This is a genomic window from Micromonospora sp. C41 (assembly GCF_018070485.1).
Lineage (GTDB): Bacteria > Actinomycetota > Actinomycetes > Mycobacteriales > Micromonosporaceae > Micromonospora > Micromonospora chalcea.
Window position 1 is genome coordinate 26,672 of sequence record NZ_JAGPXP010000040.1, and the last position, 19,154, is coordinate 45,825.

Consider the following 19,154-nt stretch of genomic DNA (forward strand, 5'->3'; position numbering starts at 1 on the left):
AGGAAAGCGTACGGCGACCGTCGCGATCACTCGTCGCCGAGGGGCATGGTTCCGGTCACTGGGAGGAGACCGGCGAGGGCCGCGCCGCCGGCGGCGGCTCGGACGGGTCGGCCGTGCGGTCGCCGGGAACCTCGCCGGAGATGCACCAGTCCGCCCCGTTACGGGTCACCGTGAACAGCAGTGACCGGGTGGCCTTGCGCGATCCGGCGGCCACCGTGACGGAGGCGCTGACCTCCTGCCCGTTCGGGCCGGAGCGGACGTCGGTGATCGTCGCTTCGGGCACCGTGAAGTGGTCGGCGAAGTCACCGTTCGGGCCGGTGGCGGCGGCGTCGAAGGCGGCGTGCATGGGCGCGCAGAGCTGGCTGCGGCCGGCGTCGGCGTCGCGGGCGGTGAGCGCGTCGAGGTACGCCTGCACGCGCTCCCGGCTCTTGGCCGCCGCCTCCTCGGCGGGCGCCCGGCCGCTGGGCGCGGTGGCGGCGCCGTCCGGGCCGGAGCCGCAGGCGGCCAGCGCCGGCGTGAGCGCGAAGGCGAGGGCGAGCGCGGCGAACCGGCCGCGGTGGCTGCGATCCATCGGTCCTCCCGTCGCGTGGACTCGTCGAGCGGCGAGTGTGCCACACCCGGCCCGCGCGGCCGGGTGACTCCCCATCCTGACCCGGATCGGCGCGCTCTGCCAGAACGGCACGCGGGCGGGGAGGGGCCGGTACGGCCCCTCCCCGCCGGGTGGGTGGTGCGTCGGCCCTCGGCTCAGCCGAGACCGCCCTTGATGGCGCCGATCAGCTCACCGTTGCTGGTGTCACCGGAGAGCTCCCAGAAGAACGCGCCACCGAGGCCCTGGCTGTTGGCGTAGCTCATCTTCCCGCCGATCGTCGCCGGGGTGTCGTAGCTCCACCAGTTGCTGCCGCACTTGGCGTACGCGGTGCCGCCGACCGTGCCGGTGGCCGGGCAGCTGTTCTTGAGCACCTTGTAGTCCTCGATGCCGGCCTCGTAGGTGCCGGGGGCCGCGCCGGTGGCGCTGCCGCCGGGCGCAGCCTGGGTCACGCCGGTCCAGCCGCGTCCGTAGAAGCCGACGCCGAGCAGCAGCTTGCTGGACGGTACGCCCTTGGACTTCAGCTTCTGGATCGCCGCGTCGGACCAGAAGCCCTGCTGCGGGATACCCGAGTACGAGTAGAGCGGCGAGTGCGGCGCGGTCGGCCCCTGGGCGTTGAAGGCGCCGAAGTAGTCGTACGTCATCGGCATCAGCCAGTTGAGGTTCGTCGCGGCGCCCGCGTAGTCGGTCGCGTCGATCTTGCCGCCGTTGCTGCCGTCGGCGGTGATCGCCGCGGTGACCAGGAAGCTGGAGCCGAACTTGCTCCGCAGCGCCGAGACCACGTTCTTGAAGGCGTTCGGGCCGCTGCTGTCGCACTGGAGGCCGCAGGCGTTCGGGTACTCCCAGTCGACGTCGATGCCGTCGAAGACGTCCGCCCAGCGCGGGTCCTTGACCAGGGAGTAGCAGGAGTCGGCGAACGCGGCCGGGTTCTGCGCGGCCTGGGTGAAGCCGCCGGACCAGGTCCAGCCACCGAAGGACCAGAGGACCTTCAGGTTCGGGTACATCTTCTTCAGCTTGCGCAGCTGGTTGAAGCTGCCGCGCAGCGGCTGGTCCCAGGTGTCGGCCACGCCGTCGACGCTGTCCGCGGCGGTGTACGCCTTCTCGTAGTCGGCGTAGCTGTCCCCGATGCTGCACCGGCCGCCGGTGGTGTTGCCGAAGGCGTACAGGATGTGGGTGAGCTTCGCGGCCGAGCCGCTGGTGTGGATGTTCTTGACGTGGTAGTTGCGGGCGTAGACGCCCCACTCGGCGAAGTAGCCGACGACCTTCTTGCCGCCGGGCGGCGGCGTGGTGGGCGGCTGCGTGGTCGGCGGGGCGGTCGTCGGCGGCGCCGTGGTGGGCGGCGCGGTGGTCGGCGGCGCCGTGGTCGGCGCGGTGGTCGTCGGCGTGCCGCCGCCGGTGCAGGTGCCGCCGTTGATCGTGCAGCTCACCGGCGCCTTGTAGCCGCCGGTGCCGTTGTAGCCCCAGCTGAAGCTGGCGCCGGGGGCGAGCGTCGCGGCCCAGCTCTTGTTGACCGCCACGTAGCGGTCACCGCTGCGGGTGATGTCGGCGTCCCAGGAGCTGCTGATCGAGGTGCCGGAGGGCAGCGTGAACTCGATGCGCCAGCCGTTGACGGTAGAGCTGGTGCCGTTGGTGACGGTCACCCGCCCTTCGTGGCCGGTCCCCCAGTCCTGCACCTTGGCGAAGGTGGCGGTGACGCTGCCGGCGGCCGACGCGGTGGTCATGGGCACCGCGGCGACCGCGAGCGCGACCACGGCGCCGGTGGCCCACAGGGCCCGGCGGAGCGATCTCTTCATACGGCGTCCCTCCAATAGTTAGGAAAGTTTCCAAATTGATTGCTGAGACGCTACTCACGCCGTCACCACTTCGTCAAGATGTAGATGCGTCGATTTCACGGGTGGCGCGGGACGGTCCGCGTGACGGCTCGTAGCCTCGTCACATGACCGTTTTCGACGTCCAGATCGACGCCCTCACCGGCGGACCGGCCGACCTCGGCCGCTACCGCGGCCGCGCCCTGCTCGTGGTCAACGTGGCCTCCCGCTGCGGCCTCACCCCGCAGTACGCGGGCCTTCAGGAACTCGCCGACACGTACGCCGGGCGCGGGCTCACGGTGCTCGGGGTGCCGTGCAACCAGTTCGCCGGCCAGGAGCCGGGCAGCGCCGCCGAGATCGAGGAGTTCTGCCAGGTCAACTACGGCGTGACGTTCCCGCTGACGGAGAAGGTCGACGTCAACGGCCCGGACCGGCACCCGCTCTACGCCGAACTGGTGTCCACGCCGGACGCCGAGGGGCACACCGGCGACGTGCGCTGGAACTTCGAGAAGTTCCTCGTCGCCCCGGACGGAACGGTGGCCGCCCGGTTCGCCCCGCAGGTCACGCCGGACTCGCCCGAGCTGCGCGCGGCGATCGAGAAGGTCCTGCCGGCCTGACGGGCACACCGCCGCCGGGCACGGCGAAGCGGCACGCCCCCGCGGGGAGGCGTGCCGCTGCCGCGGACCGGGTCAGCCGGCGGCGGACCGGAAGACCGGGTAGTAGCCGCCGGACTGCCCGGCCGCCGTCGGGTGGTACGACTTGCTCAGGCTCAGCACGTTGAGCGCGTGCAGCCACTTGGTCCCGCCGCTGCACAGCTGGTGGCCGACGAAGATGGAGCGGACGTCGGCGAATTTGAAGCCGGCCGAGACGGCGGCCGTACGGGTGATGTCGTCGAGCAGGTTGATGCCCTCGTTGATCTTCGCCCGGGACGTGGCGCTGAGCCCGACGCAGGTCGTGCCGAGCTGGTAGAAGACCGGGTAGCCGACCACCACGACGCGGGCCGAGGGCGAGCGGCTCTTGATGCCGTTGTAGACGTTGGCGAGCCGGCCCGGCATCGAGGTGCGGGCCACGTTCATGGCGGACTGCACGGCCGCCACGCACTGGGTCTCCCCCTGGAGCACACAGGTGCTCATGATGTTGGCGAAGCCCACGTCGTTGCCGCCCACGGTGACGCTGACCAGCGTGGTGGTCGAGGAGAGCGCGGAGAGCTGGCTGTTGATGACGTCGGCCGTGGTGGCGCCGGAGCAGGCCACCGATCGGTACGACGCCGGCTTGATGTTGGCGTTGTAGAGCGCCGGGTAGGCGTTCGTGCTGCGTAGACAGTTACCGCTCTCGGACGTGTAGCTGTCGGCGCCGACGCCGGAGGCGTACGAGTCGCCGAGCGCGACGTAGCGGTCGGACGGGGCCGCCTGGGCGGGGGCGGCCAGAGACAGAGTGACCCCGACCGAGGCGGCCAGGGTCAGGGCGAGGGTGGCAAGACGGGATCTCCGCACGTCGCACTCCTGGAGGCGTGAAGTGGTGGTGAGAGATAGATATCAATAAGATCACAGCGCATGGAAGATCACCGATTTGCGGTTCAGCGCGCATAGCGACTTACGCCTACAAATCGTTGCCGGTCTCGCGGAGCGGGATGAAGGATTGTTCCGCCGGGAACGTCAGGCGCATCGCCGGGTCGGCGGTCTCCCGGAAACCCAGGGCACGGTAGAGCGGCCGGCCGGCCGCCGAGGCCCGCAGGTCGACCCGGCGCACGCCCCGGTCCCGGAACCAGGCCAGCAGTGCGCTGCGGCCAGCCACGGGTCCGGCTCGGCCAGCCAGGCGCGCAGATTGTCCCGGGCCACGTCCTGCCAGCGGCCCGGCGGCGTCGGCGCGCCGCTCATTCCGGCGAGCATCAGCCCGCGCAGCCGCACCAGCTCGTCGGCGTCGGACGGCACCGCCCGGCGCGCGTCACCCACAGGCCGGCTCAGACCGGACGGCGGCCGGCGAATCCGCACTCGACCCGGTGGTACCACCTGATGTCGGTGTCCCCCTCCAGCCAGCACCACAGCACCGCCCGGCCGTCGCGCTCACCGGGGAAGTCGAGCAGCACCGGGGCGATCCCCTTGACCGCGATTTCGTGCTGGTGGAACTCGTCCACCACCACGTGCAGCCGCGCCTCCAGGGCCTTCACCTCGGCGAGCCCGCCGAGCGCGCTGACGCCGTGGTCGGCCAGATCGACACGCAGCTCGGCCAGGTCGGCCCGCAGCCGGATCAGCTCGTCGACGCGCGGCCGCAGCGTGGCCACCAGGTGTCGCGCCTGGGCGAGAGTGAACACCGGGCCAGTATGCGGCACGACCGGTGTCGTCCGGGTCACCGCTCACCCGCACGTCGACCCTCGGGGCCGGGACGGGACGGTGCGCCTGGAATGGCCGCGGGAGACCAGACGACACCGGCAGCCTCCCGCACCTCGGCCTGCCAGGCGCGCAGGGCCCGCTTGATGCGGTCGTTCTCGTCCCGGGCGTCGTCGAGCAGCCGGGTCCGCTCCCCCAGTTCGTAGACGAGCCGGTGCAACAGCGCGTCGACGTCGTCGGTCCGGTAACCGCGCCGCCCCAGTGACGTGCGGGGCAGCTCGACGGCGCTGAGCCGGTCCGCGGTGAGCGGGCCGGCCAGCGCGTTGCGGCTGTGATAGACGCCCATCAGACGCCGAACCCGTCCGGCAGGTGGATCCGCTCGGCCGGCACCCCACCGGCGAGCAAGCGCAGCCGCGACCCGGCCACCATCAACGGTGGCCCGCACAGGTAGACCTCCTGGCCGGGTCGCCAGTGGTCGAGCGCGACGGTGAGCGCATCACCCTGCTCTCCCGCCTCCGCCACCGGATCGTGCGAGAACGCGGGCACGACGGTCAGCCAGTCGTTGCTGCTCTGAAGCTTGTCGAGGCTGATCGGGTCGTAGAGGTCGGCGAGGGTACGGGCGCCGACCACCACTGTGACCCGGCGACCGGCCGGCGCGGCGGCGACCTGCTCGACCAGGGCGCGCAGCGGCGCCAGCCCGGTCCCCCCGGCGACGAGCAGCAGGTCCGCCTTCGACGCCGGGTCGAGGGTCAGGCCGGTCGACCGGGGCGGGCCGAGCCAGATCCGGTCACCGGGGCGTACCCGGTGCACGAGCGTGCGGGAGACGGCGGCGACGGCACGGACGTGGAGTTCGATGGTGCCGTCGGCGCGCGGGGCGTTGGCCGGCGAGTACCAGCGCCACCGGCCGGGCCGGCGCTCGGCGCAGACCGGCAGCGCCTGGCCGGGCCGGAACGCCAGGCGGCGCCAGGGGCGCACGGTCACCACGGCGATGCCGTCGGCGGCCCGGTCGTGGTCGACGACCTGCGCCGGCCACCAGGGCGGGCCGTCGTCGGCCTGCTCGACCGCACGGCTCACCGCCGCCGTGGCCCGCCGGGCGGCCCCTGCCCAGGCCGCCACCAGTTCCGGTGTCAACCTCACCTGCCGGGACACCGTCGCGACGAGCGCGGCCTCGACGGTGAGCTGGTGCGGCAGCAGCCGGTAGCGGCGACAGGCCCGGCCGAGCACGGTCAACAACGCCGCCCGCCCGGCCGGGTCGTCGCCACCGCTGACCAGCCGTCCGAATGCGGCGAGGAACACCGCCGCCTCCCGCTCCGGCAGCGTCCCGGGGCAGCGCTCCTCGACCGCGCACCAGAAGTGGTCGGCTGCCTCGCGGGCGTACCGCATGGTGACGGACCACGACGCGGCGAGGGCGGCGGTCACGAGCCGGCCTCGTCCGAGAAGGCCCGCCGGGCCGCTGTCACCGAGCCTGCCGGCACGTCGAGCGCCCAGAGCACCCCGGCCAGGTAGTCGACCACGCGGTGGTGCTGCGCCTCGGTCAGGCCCAGGCCGCGCCATGCCTCGGCCGTCGGCCGGGCGATGTCGCCCGCCGGTCCGCCGAGCGCCACCGTGAGAGTGAGCGCCAGGTGTCCGGCGAGCCGGGCCCGATCAACCCCGACGAGGTACGGCGCCAGCTCCGCGTCCGCCGCCACCAGCCGCAGCCACCGGGCCACCGCCTCACGCACCGCCGCCGACCCGGGCCAGCTCTCCGTCGGGTACGCCCCGAGCCCGGTCACGCCCACGGCCAGGCGCCCGGGTCGCCGGCGGCGACCAACTCGTCCACGCGCTCCTCGGTGAGCCCGGCCGCCTGCAATGTGCTGCGGCCCCAGCGGGCCAGCCGGCACGGATGCGGGACCCGCTCACTGCGACACAGTGGACCCGCCGGCCACCGCTCCGGCACATGCACCGCCACCGCGCGTACGGCCAACACCACGTCCTCGTCGCTGACCGGGGTGAGCACCGGGAAGTCGTCCAGCACCGCCGCCATGAAGAGCCCTTCCGTCGAGAGTCGGAGCGGCACCGGGGCGGGCGGGGACGGCGGACGCGCTCGGGTGACGCCCCGCCGGAGCCCAGCACCCGCCCCGGGCCATGCGTCCACCCTCGCCAGCTTGCGGCTCATCGGGTACGACTACGCTCTGCACTTGCGCTGTACCAGCTCTGAAGTCGAGCCGCTAAGCTGCTGGCAGCCGGTCTCGACGCACTCGGAGGCGAGCCGATGACGACCGTGCAGAAGTGGACCGGCCGGGAGACCCGGATGCTGCGGCACGCGCTGCGAATGAGCATCCGCGACTTCGCCGAACACCTCGGCGTCAGCGAGCGCACCGTCTCGAAGTGGGAGGCCGGCCGGGAAGCGGTGCAACCTCGACCGGAGATCCAGGCCGCTCTCGACACCGCGCTCGCGCGGGCGGGGAACGAGGTTCATCGGCGATTCCGGTCAGGCTTGGGATTGGCAGATGCCGCCGAGCTGCGGCAAGGTGCTGCCGATATCCAGGCGGAAGGGAACGGTGGCACCTCAATAGCGGACGTCACGGCGGTTTTCCGCAATCGGGCGGAGCTCTCTGCGCACCTGCCTGCGGATCGCATCCTGGACGGCGCCCGAAAGGTTCGAGCGATGGGACTCTCCCTGAACCTGCTGTGCCAGCACTACCCCGATCACCGCTGGCGTCAGCTCATCGAAGGCGGCGCACAGGTCCGATGCCTGTTCCTGGATCCTGACGGCTCGGCGATCCAAGCCAGGGAACGTGAGGAGAGCTTCCCGGCCGGCCAGCTCGCGGCACTGACGAAGCTCAACATCGAGACGATGTTGCGGGTGCGTGACCGCCTGTCGGGCGACCTGTACGGCAACGTGCAGCTCGCCCTCTACGACGAGACGCTTCGGTTCAACGTGCTCCTCATCGACGACCTCTGCCTTGCCCAGGCATACCTGCCCGCGAGCCGAGGGGTCGACTCTCCGACCTTCGTGATGCGACGCCGAGAACCCACGACGGGGTTGTATCCGGTGTATGAGCAGATTTTCGACTCTCAGTGGGAGCGGAGCCGGCAACTGTGACCTCGTACCGTGAGCTGCTGCCGGTCGCCCTCGATGCTGTTGGTCGGGCAGCCACCTTCATGCGCCGCCAGGCACCGGTCACCTCTACCAGTAAAGGCGACCGCGATCTCGTCTCGGATGTCGACTACGCGATTGAGCGAGACCTTCGATCGTTCCTGCGCGATGCGACACCCGGCATCGCCTTCCTCGGGGAGGAGGAGGGAGTCAGCGGCACCGGGGATTTGCAGTGGACGCTTGATCCGGTCGACGGAACGATCAATTTCGTGCGCGGTATCCCCTTGTGCGGCATCTCCCTCGGCTTACTCCACGGAACACGTCCAGCCCTCGGCGTCGTGGACCTACCCTTCCTCGGTGCTCGATACTGGGCCGCCGAAGGTTGTGGGGCATTCGCGAACGGCGATCCGGTCAAGGTGAGCGACACCACCAGCCTGGACGAAGCCGTCGTAGGGATCGGCGATTTCGCCGTCGGAGCGGATGCCGCGAACAAGAATCGGATCCGGCTGGCACTTATGGCGCGGCTTGCCGCGACGGTGCAGCGCGTGCGAATGAGTGGATCAGCCGCAGTGGATCTCGTCTGGTTGGCGGAGGGGAAGATCGACGCCGCCATCACCCTCTCCAACCACACCTGGGACATGACAGCCGGGGTGGCCATCGCCCGTGAGGCGGGAGCCGTCGTCGCCGACATCAGTGGGGCCGAGTACAGCGCCGAGTCGACGACTACCCTCGCGATCACCCCTGGGCTGGTCGGTCAGATGTTGCCGCACCTGCGGGAGAACGAGACGGCGTGAGCCGATGACGACTGTGGCAGAGGTCGCCCTGGGCGCTCGCTCTGACGTCGTCGTGAGGGGGCCACATGGACATCGATGAGGCGAAATGCGAGGTGCGTGAGACCATTTGGTCACGGTTGGAACAGGCTGCTCAGGCGCTACCCCCTGGCGCGTACGGGCGCATCCCCGACTTCGTTGGAGCCAAGCGGGCCGCAGAACGGCTTACGGCGCATGACGCTTGGCGCAGCGCTCGCGTCATCAAGTCCAACCCGGACAAGGCTCAACTTCCGGTGAGGCTGGGAAAGCCTCAGCTCCCAGAAGATCGGCTCCATTCCGGTCCTCAGGGCATCAGCCGCTGTTGATTGAGTGGCACCAGAACGATCCCACACAGGTCACGAGGGCCTGTCGTGACTTTCTCCGGTGAGCTGTCCGCCGGCATCGGTCGACGGACCGTCAGGACTGGACGCGTTCCGCCTCCTGCACGAACGTGTCGCTCCGCCTGGCCCCCATCCGGTCCAGTTCATCCAGCACCGCCGCCACCCCGTCCGCACCCACCAGCACCGTGACCCGCAGCCGGGCGGCGAGGGGCTGGTCCTGCCAGTAACCACGCGGCAGCAGGCTCGCCTGCGGTGTCGTCGTCGCCACGGCGGCGTCGCTGACGATCACCGAGATCGCGCCGGCGGCAAGCAGGGCGTCGCGCAGGTCGGCGCTGTTCGCCGCCGGATCCGGTTCCAGCAGCGCGGTGACCACCCGTACCCGCTGGCCTGGTGGCACTGCTGGTTCGCCGGCCGGCGCCGCCGCGGCACGGCGGCGGGGCGCGCCCGGCGCGGTCAGGCTGGTGACCCCGCCCAGGTGGTAGGCGTCGGCGCCCTGTTGCGCCTGGTCCAGGCGTTCCTGATCGGCCGGCGGCACACGCAGGCCGATGAGTGCCTGCACCCCGGCGGCGATCAGCCAGGTCAGGACGAACGAGAACGCGACCACGCTCACCACGCCGACGAGCTGGCGCCACAGCAGGCCGCCCCCGCCGCCGAGGAACAGCCCGTCCGCGCCGAGCGGGTTGACCCCGCGGTTGCCGAACAGGCCGAGCAGGAGCGTGCCGAGCATGCCGCCGACGAAGTGCACGGCGAGCACGTCGAGCGCGTCGTCGAGGCGCAGCAGGTACTTCAGCTTCAGCGCGAAGTGGCAGACCAGGCCGGCCAGCGCGCCGATCGCGACGGCCGAGGCCGCGTTGACGTACCCGGCGGTCGGGGTGACAGTGGCCAGGCCCGCGACCGCGCCGGAGACCGCGCCCACGACGGTGCTGTGTCCGTCGGTGACGCGCTCCAGCGCCAGCCAGACGAGCATCGCCGCGGCGGCGGCCAGGTGCGTGTTGAGGACGGCCTGCGCGGCCAGGCCGTTGGCCTGGAGGCCGTCGCCGCCGTTGAAGCCGAACCAGCCGAACCAGAGGATGCCGGCGCCGACGATGGTCAGCGGGATCGAGTTGGGTGGCGCGGCGGTGTGCGGCCAGTTCCGGCGGCGGCCGACGACGAGCAGGACGGCGAGGACGGCGGCGCCGGCGCTGGCGTGCACGACGAGACCGCCGGCCCAGTCCTGGGTGCCGAACTTCGCCAGCCATCCGCCGGGATGCCAGAGCCAGTGCGCGATCGGCGCGTAGACCACCACCGACCAGACCGCGAGGAACAGCACCCAGCCGCCGAAACGCAGCCGGCCCGCGGTGGCGCCGGTGACGAGCGCCGGCGTGATCACCGCGAACATCATCTGGAACAGTACGAACGCCAGCGTCGGGATGGTGATCCGGCCGTCGACCACGTGCAGGTTGGGCGCGGGCGGCACCTTGAGGTCGGCGAGCCCGAACAGTTCCAGGTTGCCGAACAGTCCGCTGCCGGCGTCGTCGCCGAAGGCGATGGTGTAGCCGACGAGCACCCAGGTCAGGCTGACCACGCCCAGCGCGATCATGTTCTGCTGCAACATCGCCAGGACGTTGCGGGTGCGGACCATGCCGCCGTAGAACGCGGCGAGCCCCGGTGTCATGAACAGGACCAAGCCGGCGCAGACGAGCACCCAGGCGGTGTCACCCGCGTTCGGAGCGGACACGGTTTCCCTCCTTCTCTCGCAGGTGGACGGAGTCGCGGACGGTGTGCATCACGGTGTCCCTGACCCGTTCGTGGTTGGGCACCGGCGCGAAGTGCCGGTCCGGCAGCAGCAACAGCCAGGTGGCGATGTTGAACGGCCCGGTGAGCACCGGGATGCCGAGCGGGGTGAGCATGGTGGTCAGCGCCATCTGCACGAACAGCGTCAGCGCGATACCGAACAGCGTGTAGACGGTGACCAGCGCGCCGGGGCGGTGCGCCACAGCGCCCACCACGATCGCGGTCAGCACCGCGTTGAAGGCGAACAGCCCCTTGTCCAGGGACGCGCCGTCGGCGCCGAACCAGAGCGCCAGCAGTGTCGCGCCGACGGCGCCGATCACCGCGAACAGCGCCGACCACCGGGAGTTGATCAGCAGGGCGACGAGGATGAGCAGGCCGGTGACCCAGCTCTCGATCAGGTAGACCTGGGACACGCCCTTGAAGAAGACCGGGATGAGGCCCCAGTCGAACGTGCCGCGGGTCAGGGATCCCTCACCGGGGAACTTCGGGGTCAGCTTGGTGAGCACCGTGAACCTGTCGAACTGGTACGCCGCCATCAGCAGGAACCAGGTCGTGAGCACGAACGGGAACGTGTAGGCGGTCAGGTTCCAGCGTTTGAACACGGCGTTGAGGGCGAGCGTGACCACCACCGTGCCGATCGCGCCGAGCACGAGGTAGAGCCACATCAGCGGGCGCTGGTCGAGGAACGTGGGCACCGCGAGGCCGGTCAGCAGCGGGCTGAAGCCGAACAGGCCCTTGCGCCAGCTGGACATGTCGACCCGCAGCGCCAGCGCGGTCGCGGTGCCCACGACCAGGCCGAGCACGCCGCCGCCGAACACCCGGGGCGTTCCGTTCTCGAACGCGCCCCAGGCCAGCGCGATCAGGATGAGCAGGCCGCTGAGCGGATTGTTCTGGAGCACCACCTGCGCGGCGCCGCGCAGGCTCGCGTCGACGAATCCGACCGCCGGGTTCCGGTCGGCCAGCCGGTGCCAGCCACGTCCGATGTCGGCCATGCCGCTGTTCTCCTCGCCTCAACGCCAGCTGAAGACCGGCGGGAAGGTGCAGCCGGTCACCTCTTCGCGGGCGGCAGTGCAGAACGCGCGTACCGCGGCGCGGACCGGTTCGGTCTCCTGCCCGAGCACCTTGAACACCAGGCCGGCGTCGTTGGGCAGCCGGCTGACGGCGGTGGCCAGCGGCGTCCGCTCGTCCCACACCGGCGTCGCGGTCCGCTCGAAGACCCGGGCCGCCCGGTCCGGGTCGGTGAGCAGCACGACGTTGCCGAAGACGTGGAAGCGGTCCATCATGCCGATCCGCGTCACCGGGAACCGGCCGGGAGTGATGACGAACTTCTCCACGAACAGCGGGCGTCCGTCGGGCCGGTGCGCCCGCAGCGTGGTGGAGAACAGGTCGTACGCGAAGATCTCGCCGTCGCGGTAGTACTTGCGGCCGGGTTGGAGCACCTCGGCGTACAGCATTGTCGCGGTCTCCGGGAGCCGGACCACGGTGTCGGAGACGAACCGGCTGCGCCGGAACGGGATCACCGGCTCGGGCAGGAACTCCAGGTAGGCATCCTGCGCCAGGGTGAAGCTCTGGGTCTGGGTGCCGTAGTTGGCGTCCATCTCCTGGATCTTGGTGGCGGCCTGGGTGACCAGGTGCGCCTGCGCGCCCGGCCCCAGGTCGACGTCGATGCTCAGCCGGTCGCCCTGGAGCACGCCGCCCGAGGTGGTGAGGATCATGACGCAGGGCAGGCCCGGCATCTCCTCGTCCCAGTACAGCGCGCGCTGCACCAGCAGCGGCGACTGCCGGAAGACGTCGCGCAGGATGGTCCGGTCCTGGTCCTCGCGCCACTCGAACCCCAGCCGGAGGATGCCCACCTTGCCGTTCGCGGCGGCCGGCAGCTGCGCCGGCTGGTCCTGGTACGGCGCGAGTTCCCGGACGGAGTCCAGGGTGGTCATGCCAGCACTTCGGCGTCGAACAGCGCGTTGCGGCGGACCAGGTCCACCAGGTCGTCGATGCCCTCGCCGGTCTTGCAGTTGGTGAACACGAACGGCTTGCCGCCGCGCATCAGCTCGGCGTCGCGGGCCATCACGTCCAGGTCGGCGTCGACGTACGGGGCCAGGTCGGTCTTGTTGATCACGAGGATGTCGGACTTGGAGATGCCCGGACCGTTCTTGCGCGGGATCTTGTCGCCGGCCGCCACGTCGATCACGTAGATGAAGTAGTCGACGAGCGCGGGGCTGAACGTGAGCGTGAGGTTGTCCCCGCCGCTCTCGATGAGCACGACGTCGCTGTCCGGGAACCGCGCCTCCATGTCCTCCACCGCCGCGAGGTTCATGCTGGGGTCCTCGCGGACGGCGGTGTGCGGGCAGGCGCCGGTCTCCACGCCGACGATGCGCTCCTCCACCAGTACGCCGGTCAGGGCGCGGCGGACGTGCTTGGCGTCCTCGGTGGTGACCACGTCGTTGGTGATGACCAGGATGCGCAGGCCCTGCTCGACCAGGCGGGGCACGACGGCCTCGATGATGGCCGTCTTGCCGCTGCCCACCGGGCCGCCGACGCCGATCCGACTCGCTGATTTCATTTTCGAAGAAGCCCTTCAGTGGGTGAGCGCTCAGCTCATGAACATGCGTACGTGTGCGTGCTGGTGCGCGCCGGCCAGCACGTCGAGGTGCGGCGCGAAGCTCTGCATGTCGTCCAGCCCGGCGGTGCGCACCTCCTCGTAGTCCTCGCCGACCCGCTCGTTCACCGCGAAGAGGATCGACTGGGTGTCGAGGTGGTCCACCCGCATCAGCCGGACCGCCGCGCCGAGCACCATGGAGGCCGCGCCGTACTGGTGGGCGGCGAACGCGTCCGCCTCGCCCACGCCGAGTTCGGCGAAGAGCACGCCGAGCGCGACCGGGTAGGTGACCGGGACGCCCGCGCTGCTCTCCGCGACGCGCTTGCGCAGCAGGGACTCCCCCACCACCCGTTCGGCGGCCTCGGCCAGCTTGCGCCCCATGCGGACGGTCATCGTCCGCGTCTCCTCGTTGATCTTGCGCAGGTGTACGGCCTCGTCGGCCGCCCGGATCCGGTCCAGGTCACCGGCACGCGCGGCGCGGTGCGCCACGAGCAGCGCCACCCCGTCACCGGTGGCGGCGGCACGGGTGACCGTCCGCACGAATTCCTGCAACGTGGTCCGGTCGTGCACCGCGCCGTGCTCGACCGCCGTCTCCAGCCCGTTGGAGAAGGAGAACGCGCCGACCGGGAAGACCGAGTCGCCGAACTGGAGCAGCTTCAGGGCCTCGGTCACCGTGGACACCCCGGCCCTCAGTTCAGGTCGGCGGGCAGGTGCGTGTGCGGGGTCGAGTCGGCCCCGCCGAACAGCCGCCGCGACTCGTGCGGGGCCAGGTACGCGATGATCTCGGTGCCGGGGATGAACTCGTGGGTGAGGCCGGTGAACGCGTGTGTCCGCATCACCGAGTCCATGACCTTGCGGTCCACCGTCAGCGGGACGTACATCTTGGTGCCCTTCACCACCGCCGGCCAGTGCTGGTTGCCGATCGCGTGGCCGAGTTCGACGGCGGAACGGATCACCATGTCCAGCGACTCGCCGTGCAGCGTGTCGAGGTGCACGACCATCACCTCGCCGAGCGCGATCCGGGCCACCACAGCGGTCGCCGTGGCGTCGTCCCAGGCGAGCACGTCGCCGTCGCGCAGCCGTACGCCGCGGGCCAGGGACAGCGCCAGCTCGGTGCCGAGGCTCGTGGTCCGGCGCAGCCGGCTCTTCTGGGCGTCCCACTGGTCGAGGACCAGGTCGTCGACCTTGGCCTCCCGGAGCCGCTCGGTCCAGGCCGGCTCGTTCACGTTGCCGAGTACCGTTTCGACGAGCATGTGTTCTCCTTTCACGCGACCCCGCCGCCGGCCCGGCCGGGGGCGGGTGCCACGCCGGGTCAGCTGAAGAAGTAGAGCTGGCTGAGGGGGAGGTTCTTGGCCGCCGGCACGGTCGCGTGCACGCCGTCCATCTTCACGGCGAAGGTCTCCGGGTCGACCTCGAGCTTCGGCGTACGGTCGTTGCGCACCATGTCGCGCTTGGTCAGGTTGCGGCAGCCGTAGACCGGCATGACCTGCCGTTGCAGGCCGAGCTGTTCGGCCACACCGGACTCGTGCGCGGCCCGGGACACGAACGTCACGCAGTTCTTGGCGAGCTGGGAGCCGGTGGCGCCGAACATGGGCCGGTAGTAGACCGGCTGCGGGGTGGGCAGCGAGGCGTTCGGGTCGCCCATGATCGACCAGGCGATCATGCCGCCCTTGAGCACCATCTTCGGCTTCGTGCCGAAGAACGCGGGCTCCCAGAGCACCAGGTCGGCGAGCTTGCCCGGGCTGACCGAGCCGATGACGTGCGAGACGCCCTGGGTGATCGCCGGGTTGATGGTCATCTTGGCGACGTAGCGCAGGACGCGGAAGTTGTCGTTGGCGTCGGAGTCCTCGGCCAGCTTGCCGCGGGCGTTCTTCATCTGCCCGGCGAGCTGGACGGTGCGCAGCCAGGTCTCCCCCACCCGGCCCATGGCCTGCGAGTCGCTCTGCATCATCGAGATGACGCCCTCGTCGAGGAGCACGTCCTCGGCGGCGATGGTCTCGGTGCGGATCCGGCTCTCCACGAAGGCGACGTCCGAGGGCACCTTCGGGTTGAAGTTGTGGCAGACCATGATCATGTCGTACAGCTCGGACTGGCTGTTGATGCCGTACGGCACTGTGGGCGTGGTCGACGCGGGCAGGACGTTCATCTGGCCGGCGACCTTGATGATGTCCGGCGCGTGCCCGCCGCCCGCGCCCTCGGTGTGGAACGTGTGGATGGTCCGGCCCTCGAAGGCGGCGATGCTGTCCTCGATGTAGCCGCTCTCGTTGAGCGTGTCGGTGTGGATGCTGATCTGGACGTCGTACTCGTCGGCGACGGCCAGGCAGGACCGGATCACCGCGGGCGGCGCGCCCCAGTCCTCGTGGATCTTGAAGCTGGGCACCCCGGCCATGATCTGCTCGACCAGGGGCGCCCGGCCGCTGCTGTTGCCCTTGCCCAGCAGGCCGATGTTGATCGGCAGGTTCTCGAAGGCCCGCATCATGTTGTGGATGTTCCACGGGCCGGGCGTGATGGTGACGCCGTTGGTGCTGTCGCTGGGCCCGGTGCCGCCGCCCCAGAGGGTGGTGACGCCGTTGCTGAGCGCGGCGTACACCTGTTGCGGAGTGACCAGGTGGACGTGCGCGTCGATGCCGCCGGCGGTCAGGATCAGGTGCTCACCGGAGATCGCGTCGGTGCCCGGTCCGGTCACCAGGCCCGGGGTCACCCCGTCCATGATGTTGGGGTTGCCGGCCTTGCCGATCCCGGCGATCCTGCCGTCCTTGATCCCCACGTCCGCCTTGACCACGCCGAGCAGCGCGTCGACGATTGTCACGTTGGTGATCACCAGATCCACCACGCCCTCGGCGCTGGTGGCCTGGCTGGCACTGCCCATGCCGTCGCGCAGGGTCTTGCCACCGCCGTACATGACCTCGTCACCGAGGACCCGCAGGTCCTTCTCGATCTCGATGTAGAGGTCGGTGTCACCCAGCCGGATCTGGTCGCCCGTGGTCGGGCCGTACATTCCGGCGTATTCCTGCCGTGAGATCTGACTCATGCGTTATCGCTCCAGCTCTGGCGCGTCTGAGAGTGGCGGGCTACTTGCCCTTGCCCTTGCCTTGGTCCTGACCCTTGCCCTGGTCCTGGTCCTGCGACGTGGTCTTGAAGCCGCGCGTCTGGGCCTGGTGGAGCGCCTCGGCCCGGTCCGGCCGGTATCCGGGGATCGGCCCGTCGCCGGTCCAGCCCTGGACCAGTCCGTTGAAGCCGTACACCCGCTGGGAGCCGCCGTACGGGATCAGTTGCACTGTCTTGCGGTCGCCGGGCTCGAACCGGATCGAGGTCGTGGCCGGGATGTTCAGCCGCTTGCCGAACGCCGCCGGGCGGTCGAACTCCAGGAAACGGTTGGCTTCGAAGAAGTGGAAGTGGGAGCCGACCTGGATGGGCCGGTCACCGGTGTTGTGCACGACCACCTCGGTCACCGGCCGCCCGGCGTTGAGTTCCAGAGGTTGGTCGCTGAGCTTGTAGCCGCCGATGGGCCGAAGGTGCTTGGAGTTCGGTCCCGGGTGTTGCTTCGCCATGTCGCCCCCGCTCTGCCGGAGACCGTGGCCTCCGGTCGCTGCTCTACTGGATGGGTGAGTGGACGGTGATCAGCCGTGACCCGTCGGTGAAGACCGCCTCGACCTGGAGCATCGGGATCATGTCCGCCACGCCGGGGATCACGTCGTCGGCCGTGAGCACGTGGCTGGCGTCGTTCATGACCTCCTCGACGGTCTTGCCCTCGCGCGCGCCCTCGAGCGCCGCGGCGCAGATCACCGCCACGGCCTCGGGGTGGTTGAGCTTGACCCCGCGCGCCTTGCGGGCGTTGGCGACCATCGCCAACGAGTGGATCGTCAGCTTGTCGAATTCCTTCGGCGTGAGATGCACTTCGCGATCCCTTCGTCCGCACGCTTTGTACGGTTTCAGCTATTCCGTAACGGTAAGAGCGGTTTGGTGCAGCCGCAGCCATTCAGGGAGATTTCAGGAACCGGCGTGCGCCCGCCGCCGCCGGTCGTAGTCGGCGGCGAACAGCGCGAACACGCCCGAGCGACCGAGCGCGTCGAGCAGGCTCAGGAAGAACTGCGTGATCAGGTACCCGGCGCCCCAGCGGCCGGCCGCGCGTCCGGTCGCCGCGTTGCGAAGCGCCCTAAACCCTACATATGCGACATATAGTAGGTTCGCCGCGGCGGCCCGACAGCGAAACTGCCGGGCTGCTCCTGCACACGAACGGGGGACGGGTGAACCGGTCGGCGCCGTACGACCCCGCGGACTCCTACCGCGAGTTCCGGCGCCCGCTCGCGGCGCTGGTGCTCGCCGTCGTCACCGCCGGCGCGCTGGACTCCTTCGCGTTCCTGCGATACGGCGCGTTCGTCGCCAACCAGTCCGGAAACGCCATCTTCCTCGGCATGGGGCCCGCCGGCGGGCACTCCACGTGGCCCGTCTCCGCGGCGTCGATCGTCGCGTTCGCCACCGCCGCCGGGCTGGTCAGCCTGCTCCGCGGCCGCACCGGGCCGACGGCGGCGCCGCTCGTGGACATCGCGGTCACCGAGGCCGCCATGATCGTCTGGGCGGCGCTCAACCTGGCGCTCGCGTACGGCCGGGACGGCACGGCGTCCCGGGTTCTGCTCGCCGCCGCCGGCGCGGCCGCCATGGGCAGCCTGACCACGCTGGCGAGCCGTACCACGGGGATCGCCACGCCGATCACCTACCAGTCGGGCACCACGACCAAGACCGGTGAGCGGGCCGCCCGCTGGCTGCTCGGCCCCGCCGCCGGCCGGGCCCGGGCCCGGCGGGGCACCCTGCTCGGGCTGCTCGCCCTGGTCAGTTACAGCGTCGGTGGCGCGGTCGGCACGCTCGCCCAGCACCGGCCCCGCTGGGTGCCACTGTGGGGGACGCTCGCCCTGGCCGTGCTGATCCTGCTGCTCCGGCGGCATCCGCGGCCGGCGTCGCGTCGCGGCTGAGCGTCAGTCCGCCTGGGCGGCGAGTTCCCGGGCCCGGTCCCGGGCCGCCTCCAGCGCCGCCAGCATGGCCGCGCGTACGCCGTGGTTCTCCAGCTCGCGGACCGCGGAGATGGTGGTGCCGGCCGGCGAGGTGACCGCCTCGCGCAGCTTCACCGGGTGCTCGCCGGAGTCGCGCAGCATCACCGCCGAACCGATCGCGGTCTGCACGATCAGCTCGTGCGCCACCTGGCGCGGCAGGCCGAGCAGGATCCCCGCGTCGATCATCGCCTCGACCAGCAGGTAGAAGTAGGCCGGGCCGGAGCCGGAGAGCGCGGTGACCGCGTCCTGCTGCGACTCGGGCACCCGGACGGTCGAGCCGAGCGGGGAGAACATCTCCTCCGCCAGGGCCAGGTGCTCGCCGGTGGCGTACGCGCCCGCCGAGATGGCGCTCATCGCCTGGTCGACGAGCGCCGGGGTGTTGGTCATCACCCGGACCACAGGGGTGCCCTCTGGCAGCCGGCGGTTGAAGAAGCTCGTCGGCAGGCCGGCGCACAGCGAGATGACCAGCTTGTCCGCCGGCACCTTCGGGCCGATCTCGTCCAGCAGCGCGGCGGCGTCCTGCGGCTTGACCGACACCGCGAGCACCTCGGCCTCGGTCACCGCGGTGAGGTTGTCCACCACCCGTACGCCGTAGCGGTCGGCCAGTTCCTTCGCCCGGGCCGGGCGGCGCGCGGTGGCGAGCAGCCGCTCCACCGGCCAGCCGGAGCGCAGCAGCCCGGACAGCATCAGCTCACCGATCTTGCCGGCGCCGATCACCGCGACCGTGTGCACCTCGCGTGCCATCAGCCGTACCCCTTCCCGGGTCACGTGGGCGTGGCGGGGGGGG

At 70.8% G+C, this 19,154-nt stretch carries 22 protein-coding genes and 1 pseudogene; 4 read left to right on the forward strand and 19 right to left on the reverse strand.

The window, feature by feature from the left end; all coding sequences use genetic code 11:
• Positions 1–55 precede the first annotated feature (55 nt).
• On the reverse strand, positions 56–571 hold the full coding sequence (locus KBX43_RS28315) for a hypothetical protein (RefSeq protein ID WP_166457808.1): 516 nt from the start codon (positions 569–571) through the stop codon (positions 56–58).
• 173 nt (positions 572–744) lie between these two features.
• Positions 745–2,379, reverse strand: coding sequence for a glycosyl hydrolase family 18 protein (locus tag KBX43_RS28320; protein ID WP_069089011.1), 1,635 nt, complete (start codon positions 2,377–2,379; stop codon positions 745–747).
• 143 nt (positions 2,380–2,522) lie between these two features.
• Here KBX43_RS28320 and KBX43_RS28325 point away from each other — a divergent pair, with 143 nt between their 5' ends.
• Positions 2,523–3,011 (forward strand): glutathione peroxidase, encoded by a 489-nt coding sequence (locus KBX43_RS28325; RefSeq protein WP_064445204.1) that lies wholly within the window; start codon positions 2,523–2,525, stop codon positions 3,009–3,011.
• A gap of 72 nt (positions 3,012–3,083) precedes the next feature.
• Here the strand turns inward: KBX43_RS28325 and KBX43_RS28330 are convergent, their stop codons facing one another.
• From KBX43_RS28330 to KBX43_RS28360, 7 genes are all read right to left on the reverse strand, one after another.
• Entirely contained in the window at positions 3,084–3,887 is an 804-nt protein-coding gene (locus tag KBX43_RS28330; protein ID WP_043329427.1) for an SGNH/GDSL hydrolase family protein, read from the reverse strand.
• 106 nt (positions 3,888–3,993) lie between these two features.
• Positions 3,994–4,188: a hypothetical protein gene (locus tag KBX43_RS28335; protein ID WP_064445200.1), complete on the reverse strand. Its 195-nt coding sequence runs from the start codon at positions 4,186–4,188 to the stop codon at positions 3,994–3,996.
• Positions 4,189–4,354: 166 nt separating this feature from the next.
• Positions 4,355–4,705, reverse strand: coding sequence for a DUF2203 domain-containing protein (locus KBX43_RS28340; RefSeq protein WP_041784221.1), 351 nt, complete (start codon positions 4,703–4,705; stop codon positions 4,355–4,357).
• 35 nt (positions 4,706–4,740) lie between these two features.
• Positions 4,741–5,067 (reverse strand): DivIVA domain-containing protein, encoded by a 327-nt coding sequence (locus tag KBX43_RS28345; RefSeq protein ID WP_210888232.1) that lies wholly within the window; start codon positions 5,065–5,067, stop codon positions 4,741–4,743.
• Positions 5,067–6,140, reverse strand: a complete 1,074-nt coding sequence (locus tag KBX43_RS28350) for an FAD-binding oxidoreductase (protein WP_307851612.1) — start codon at positions 6,138–6,140, stop codon at positions 5,067–5,069. The genes KBX43_RS28345 and KBX43_RS28350 overlap by 1 nt, the downstream gene beginning before the upstream one ends.
• The gene (locus KBX43_RS28355; protein WP_307851613.1) at positions 6,137–6,499 is read right to left on the reverse strand and encodes a hypothetical protein; all 363 of its coding nucleotides are present in this window, start codon (positions 6,497–6,499) and stop codon (positions 6,137–6,139) included. The genes KBX43_RS28350 and KBX43_RS28355 overlap by 4 nt, the downstream gene beginning before the upstream one ends.
• Positions 6,490–6,744: a hypothetical protein gene (locus KBX43_RS28360; RefSeq protein WP_209962698.1), complete on the reverse strand. Its 255-nt coding sequence runs from the start codon at positions 6,742–6,744 to the stop codon at positions 6,490–6,492. Before KBX43_RS28360 ends, KBX43_RS28355 begins: the two co-directional genes overlap by 10 nt.
• Positions 6,745–6,972: 228 nt before the next feature.
• Between KBX43_RS28360 and KBX43_RS28365 the strand changes: the two genes are divergently transcribed.
• Positions 6,973–7,806, forward strand: coding sequence for a DUF5919 domain-containing protein (locus tag KBX43_RS28365; protein ID WP_051611420.1), 834 nt, complete (start codon positions 6,973–6,975; stop codon positions 7,804–7,806).
• Positions 7,803–8,594: an inositol monophosphatase family protein gene (locus KBX43_RS28370; RefSeq protein ID WP_069089009.1), complete on the forward strand. Its 792-nt coding sequence runs from the start codon at positions 7,803–7,805 to the stop codon at positions 8,592–8,594. Before KBX43_RS28365 ends, KBX43_RS28370 begins: the two co-directional genes overlap by 4 nt.
• 432 nt (positions 8,595–9,026) lie before the next feature.
• Here the strand turns inward: KBX43_RS28370 and KBX43_RS28375 are convergent, their stop codons facing one another.
• The 9 genes and pseudogenes from KBX43_RS28375 to KBX43_RS28415 form a co-directional block, all read right to left on the reverse strand.
• Entirely contained in the window at positions 9,027–10,667 is a 1,641-nt protein-coding gene (locus KBX43_RS28375; protein WP_069089008.1) for an ammonium transporter, read from the reverse strand.
• Positions 10,645–11,715, reverse strand: a complete 1,071-nt coding sequence (yut, locus tag KBX43_RS28380; protein ID WP_064445195.1) for an urea transporter — start codon at positions 11,713–11,715, stop codon at positions 10,645–10,647. Before yut ends, KBX43_RS28375 begins: the two co-directional genes overlap by 23 nt.
• Positions 11,716–11,733: 18 nt before the next feature.
• Positions 11,734–12,657 carry an urease accessory protein UreD gene (locus tag KBX43_RS28385; protein WP_166457812.1) on the reverse strand — a complete coding sequence of 308 codons (924 nt, stop codon included), beginning with the start codon at positions 12,655–12,657 and terminating at the stop codon, positions 11,734–11,736.
• Positions 12,654–13,283 carry an urease accessory protein UreG gene (gene ureG, locus KBX43_RS28390; protein WP_013287653.1) on the reverse strand — a complete coding sequence of 210 codons (630 nt, stop codon included), beginning with the start codon at positions 13,281–13,283 and terminating at the stop codon, positions 12,654–12,656. The genes KBX43_RS28385 and ureG overlap by 4 nt, the downstream gene beginning before the upstream one ends.
• Positions 13,284–13,313: 30 nt before the next feature.
• Complete coding sequence (locus KBX43_RS28395; protein WP_307851614.1) at positions 13,314–13,991, reverse strand: urease accessory protein UreF; 678 nt, start codon at positions 13,989–13,991, stop codon at positions 13,314–13,316.
• A gap of 17 nt (positions 13,992–14,008) precedes the next feature.
• Positions 14,009–14,572: an urease accessory protein UreE gene (ureE, locus tag KBX43_RS28400; RefSeq protein WP_013475749.1), complete on the reverse strand. Its 564-nt coding sequence runs from the start codon at positions 14,570–14,572 to the stop codon at positions 14,009–14,011.
• Positions 14,573–14,631: 59 nt separating this feature from the next.
• On the reverse strand, positions 14,632–16,350 hold the full coding sequence (locus KBX43_RS28405; RefSeq protein ID WP_043329421.1) for an urease subunit alpha: 1,719 nt from the start codon (positions 16,348–16,350) through the stop codon (positions 14,632–14,634).
• Between the two features lie 184 nt (positions 16,351–16,534).
• Positions 16,535–16,870: pseudogene (locus KBX43_RS28410) on the reverse strand (urease subunit beta); the annotation flags it as partial.
• A gap of 43 nt (positions 16,871–16,913) precedes the next feature.
• Positions 16,914–17,216: an urease subunit gamma gene (locus KBX43_RS28415; protein ID WP_013287657.1), complete on the reverse strand. Its 303-nt coding sequence runs from the start codon at positions 17,214–17,216 to the stop codon at positions 16,914–16,916.
• A gap of 350 nt (positions 17,217–17,566) precedes the next feature.
• Here KBX43_RS28415 and KBX43_RS28420 point away from each other — a divergent pair, with 350 nt between their 5' ends.
• Positions 17,567–18,289: a YoaK family protein gene (locus KBX43_RS28420; protein WP_233514631.1), complete on the forward strand. Its 723-nt coding sequence runs from the start codon at positions 17,567–17,569 to the stop codon at positions 18,287–18,289.
• Positions 18,290–18,292: 3 nt separating this feature from the next.
• Here the strand turns inward: KBX43_RS28420 and proC are convergent, their stop codons facing one another.
• Positions 18,293–19,111: a pyrroline-5-carboxylate reductase gene (gene proC / locus KBX43_RS28425; protein WP_210888241.1), complete on the reverse strand. Its 819-nt coding sequence runs from the start codon at positions 19,109–19,111 to the stop codon at positions 18,293–18,295.
• Between the last annotated feature and the right edge of the window lie 43 nt (positions 19,112–19,154).

What these genes read in the sequence shown, in the direction of transcription:
- KBX43_RS28320 (WP_069089011.1), bottom strand. Translation starts at nt 2,379, where the DNA reads ATGAAGAGATCGCTCCGCCGGGCCCTGTGGGCCACCGGCGCCGTGGTC.
- proC (WP_210888241.1), bottom strand. Translation starts at nt 19,111, where the DNA reads ATGGCACGCGAGGTGCACACGGTCGCGGTGATCGGCGCCGGCAAGATC.
- KBX43_RS28360 (WP_209962698.1), bottom strand. Translation starts at nt 6,744, where the DNA reads ATGGCGGCGGTGCTGGACGACTTCCCGGTGCTCACCCCGGTCAGCGAC.
- KBX43_RS28365 (WP_051611420.1), top strand. Translation starts at nt 6,973, where the DNA reads ATGACGACCGTGCAGAAGTGGACCGGCCGGGAGACCCGGATGCTGCGG.
- KBX43_RS28325 (WP_064445204.1), top strand. Translation starts at nt 2,523, where the DNA reads ATGACCGTTTTCGACGTCCAGATCGACGCCCTCACCGGCGGACCGGCC.
- ureE (WP_013475749.1), bottom strand. Translation starts at nt 14,572, where the DNA reads ATGCTCGTCGAAACGGTACTCGGCAACGTGAACGAGCCGGCCTGGACC.
- KBX43_RS28385 (WP_166457812.1), bottom strand. Translation starts at nt 12,657, where the DNA reads ATGACCACCCTGGACTCCGTCCGGGAACTCGCGCCGTACCAGGACCAG.
- KBX43_RS28315 (WP_166457808.1), bottom strand. Translation starts at nt 571, where the DNA reads ATGGATCGCAGCCACCGCGGCCGGTTCGCCGCGCTCGCCCTCGCCTTC.
- yut (WP_064445195.1), bottom strand. Translation starts at nt 11,715, where the DNA reads ATGGCCGACATCGGACGTGGCTGGCACCGGCTGGCCGACCGGAACCCG.
- KBX43_RS28345 (WP_210888232.1), bottom strand. Translation starts at nt 5,067, where the DNA reads ATGGGCGTCTATCACAGCCGCAACGCGCTGGCCGGCCCGCTCACCGCG.
- ureG (WP_013287653.1), bottom strand. Translation starts at nt 13,283, where the DNA reads ATGAAATCAGCGAGTCGGATCGGCGTCGGCGGCCCGGTGGGCAGCGGC.
- KBX43_RS28405 (WP_043329421.1), bottom strand. Translation starts at nt 16,350, where the DNA reads ATGAGTCAGATCTCACGGCAGGAATACGCCGGAATGTACGGCCCGACC.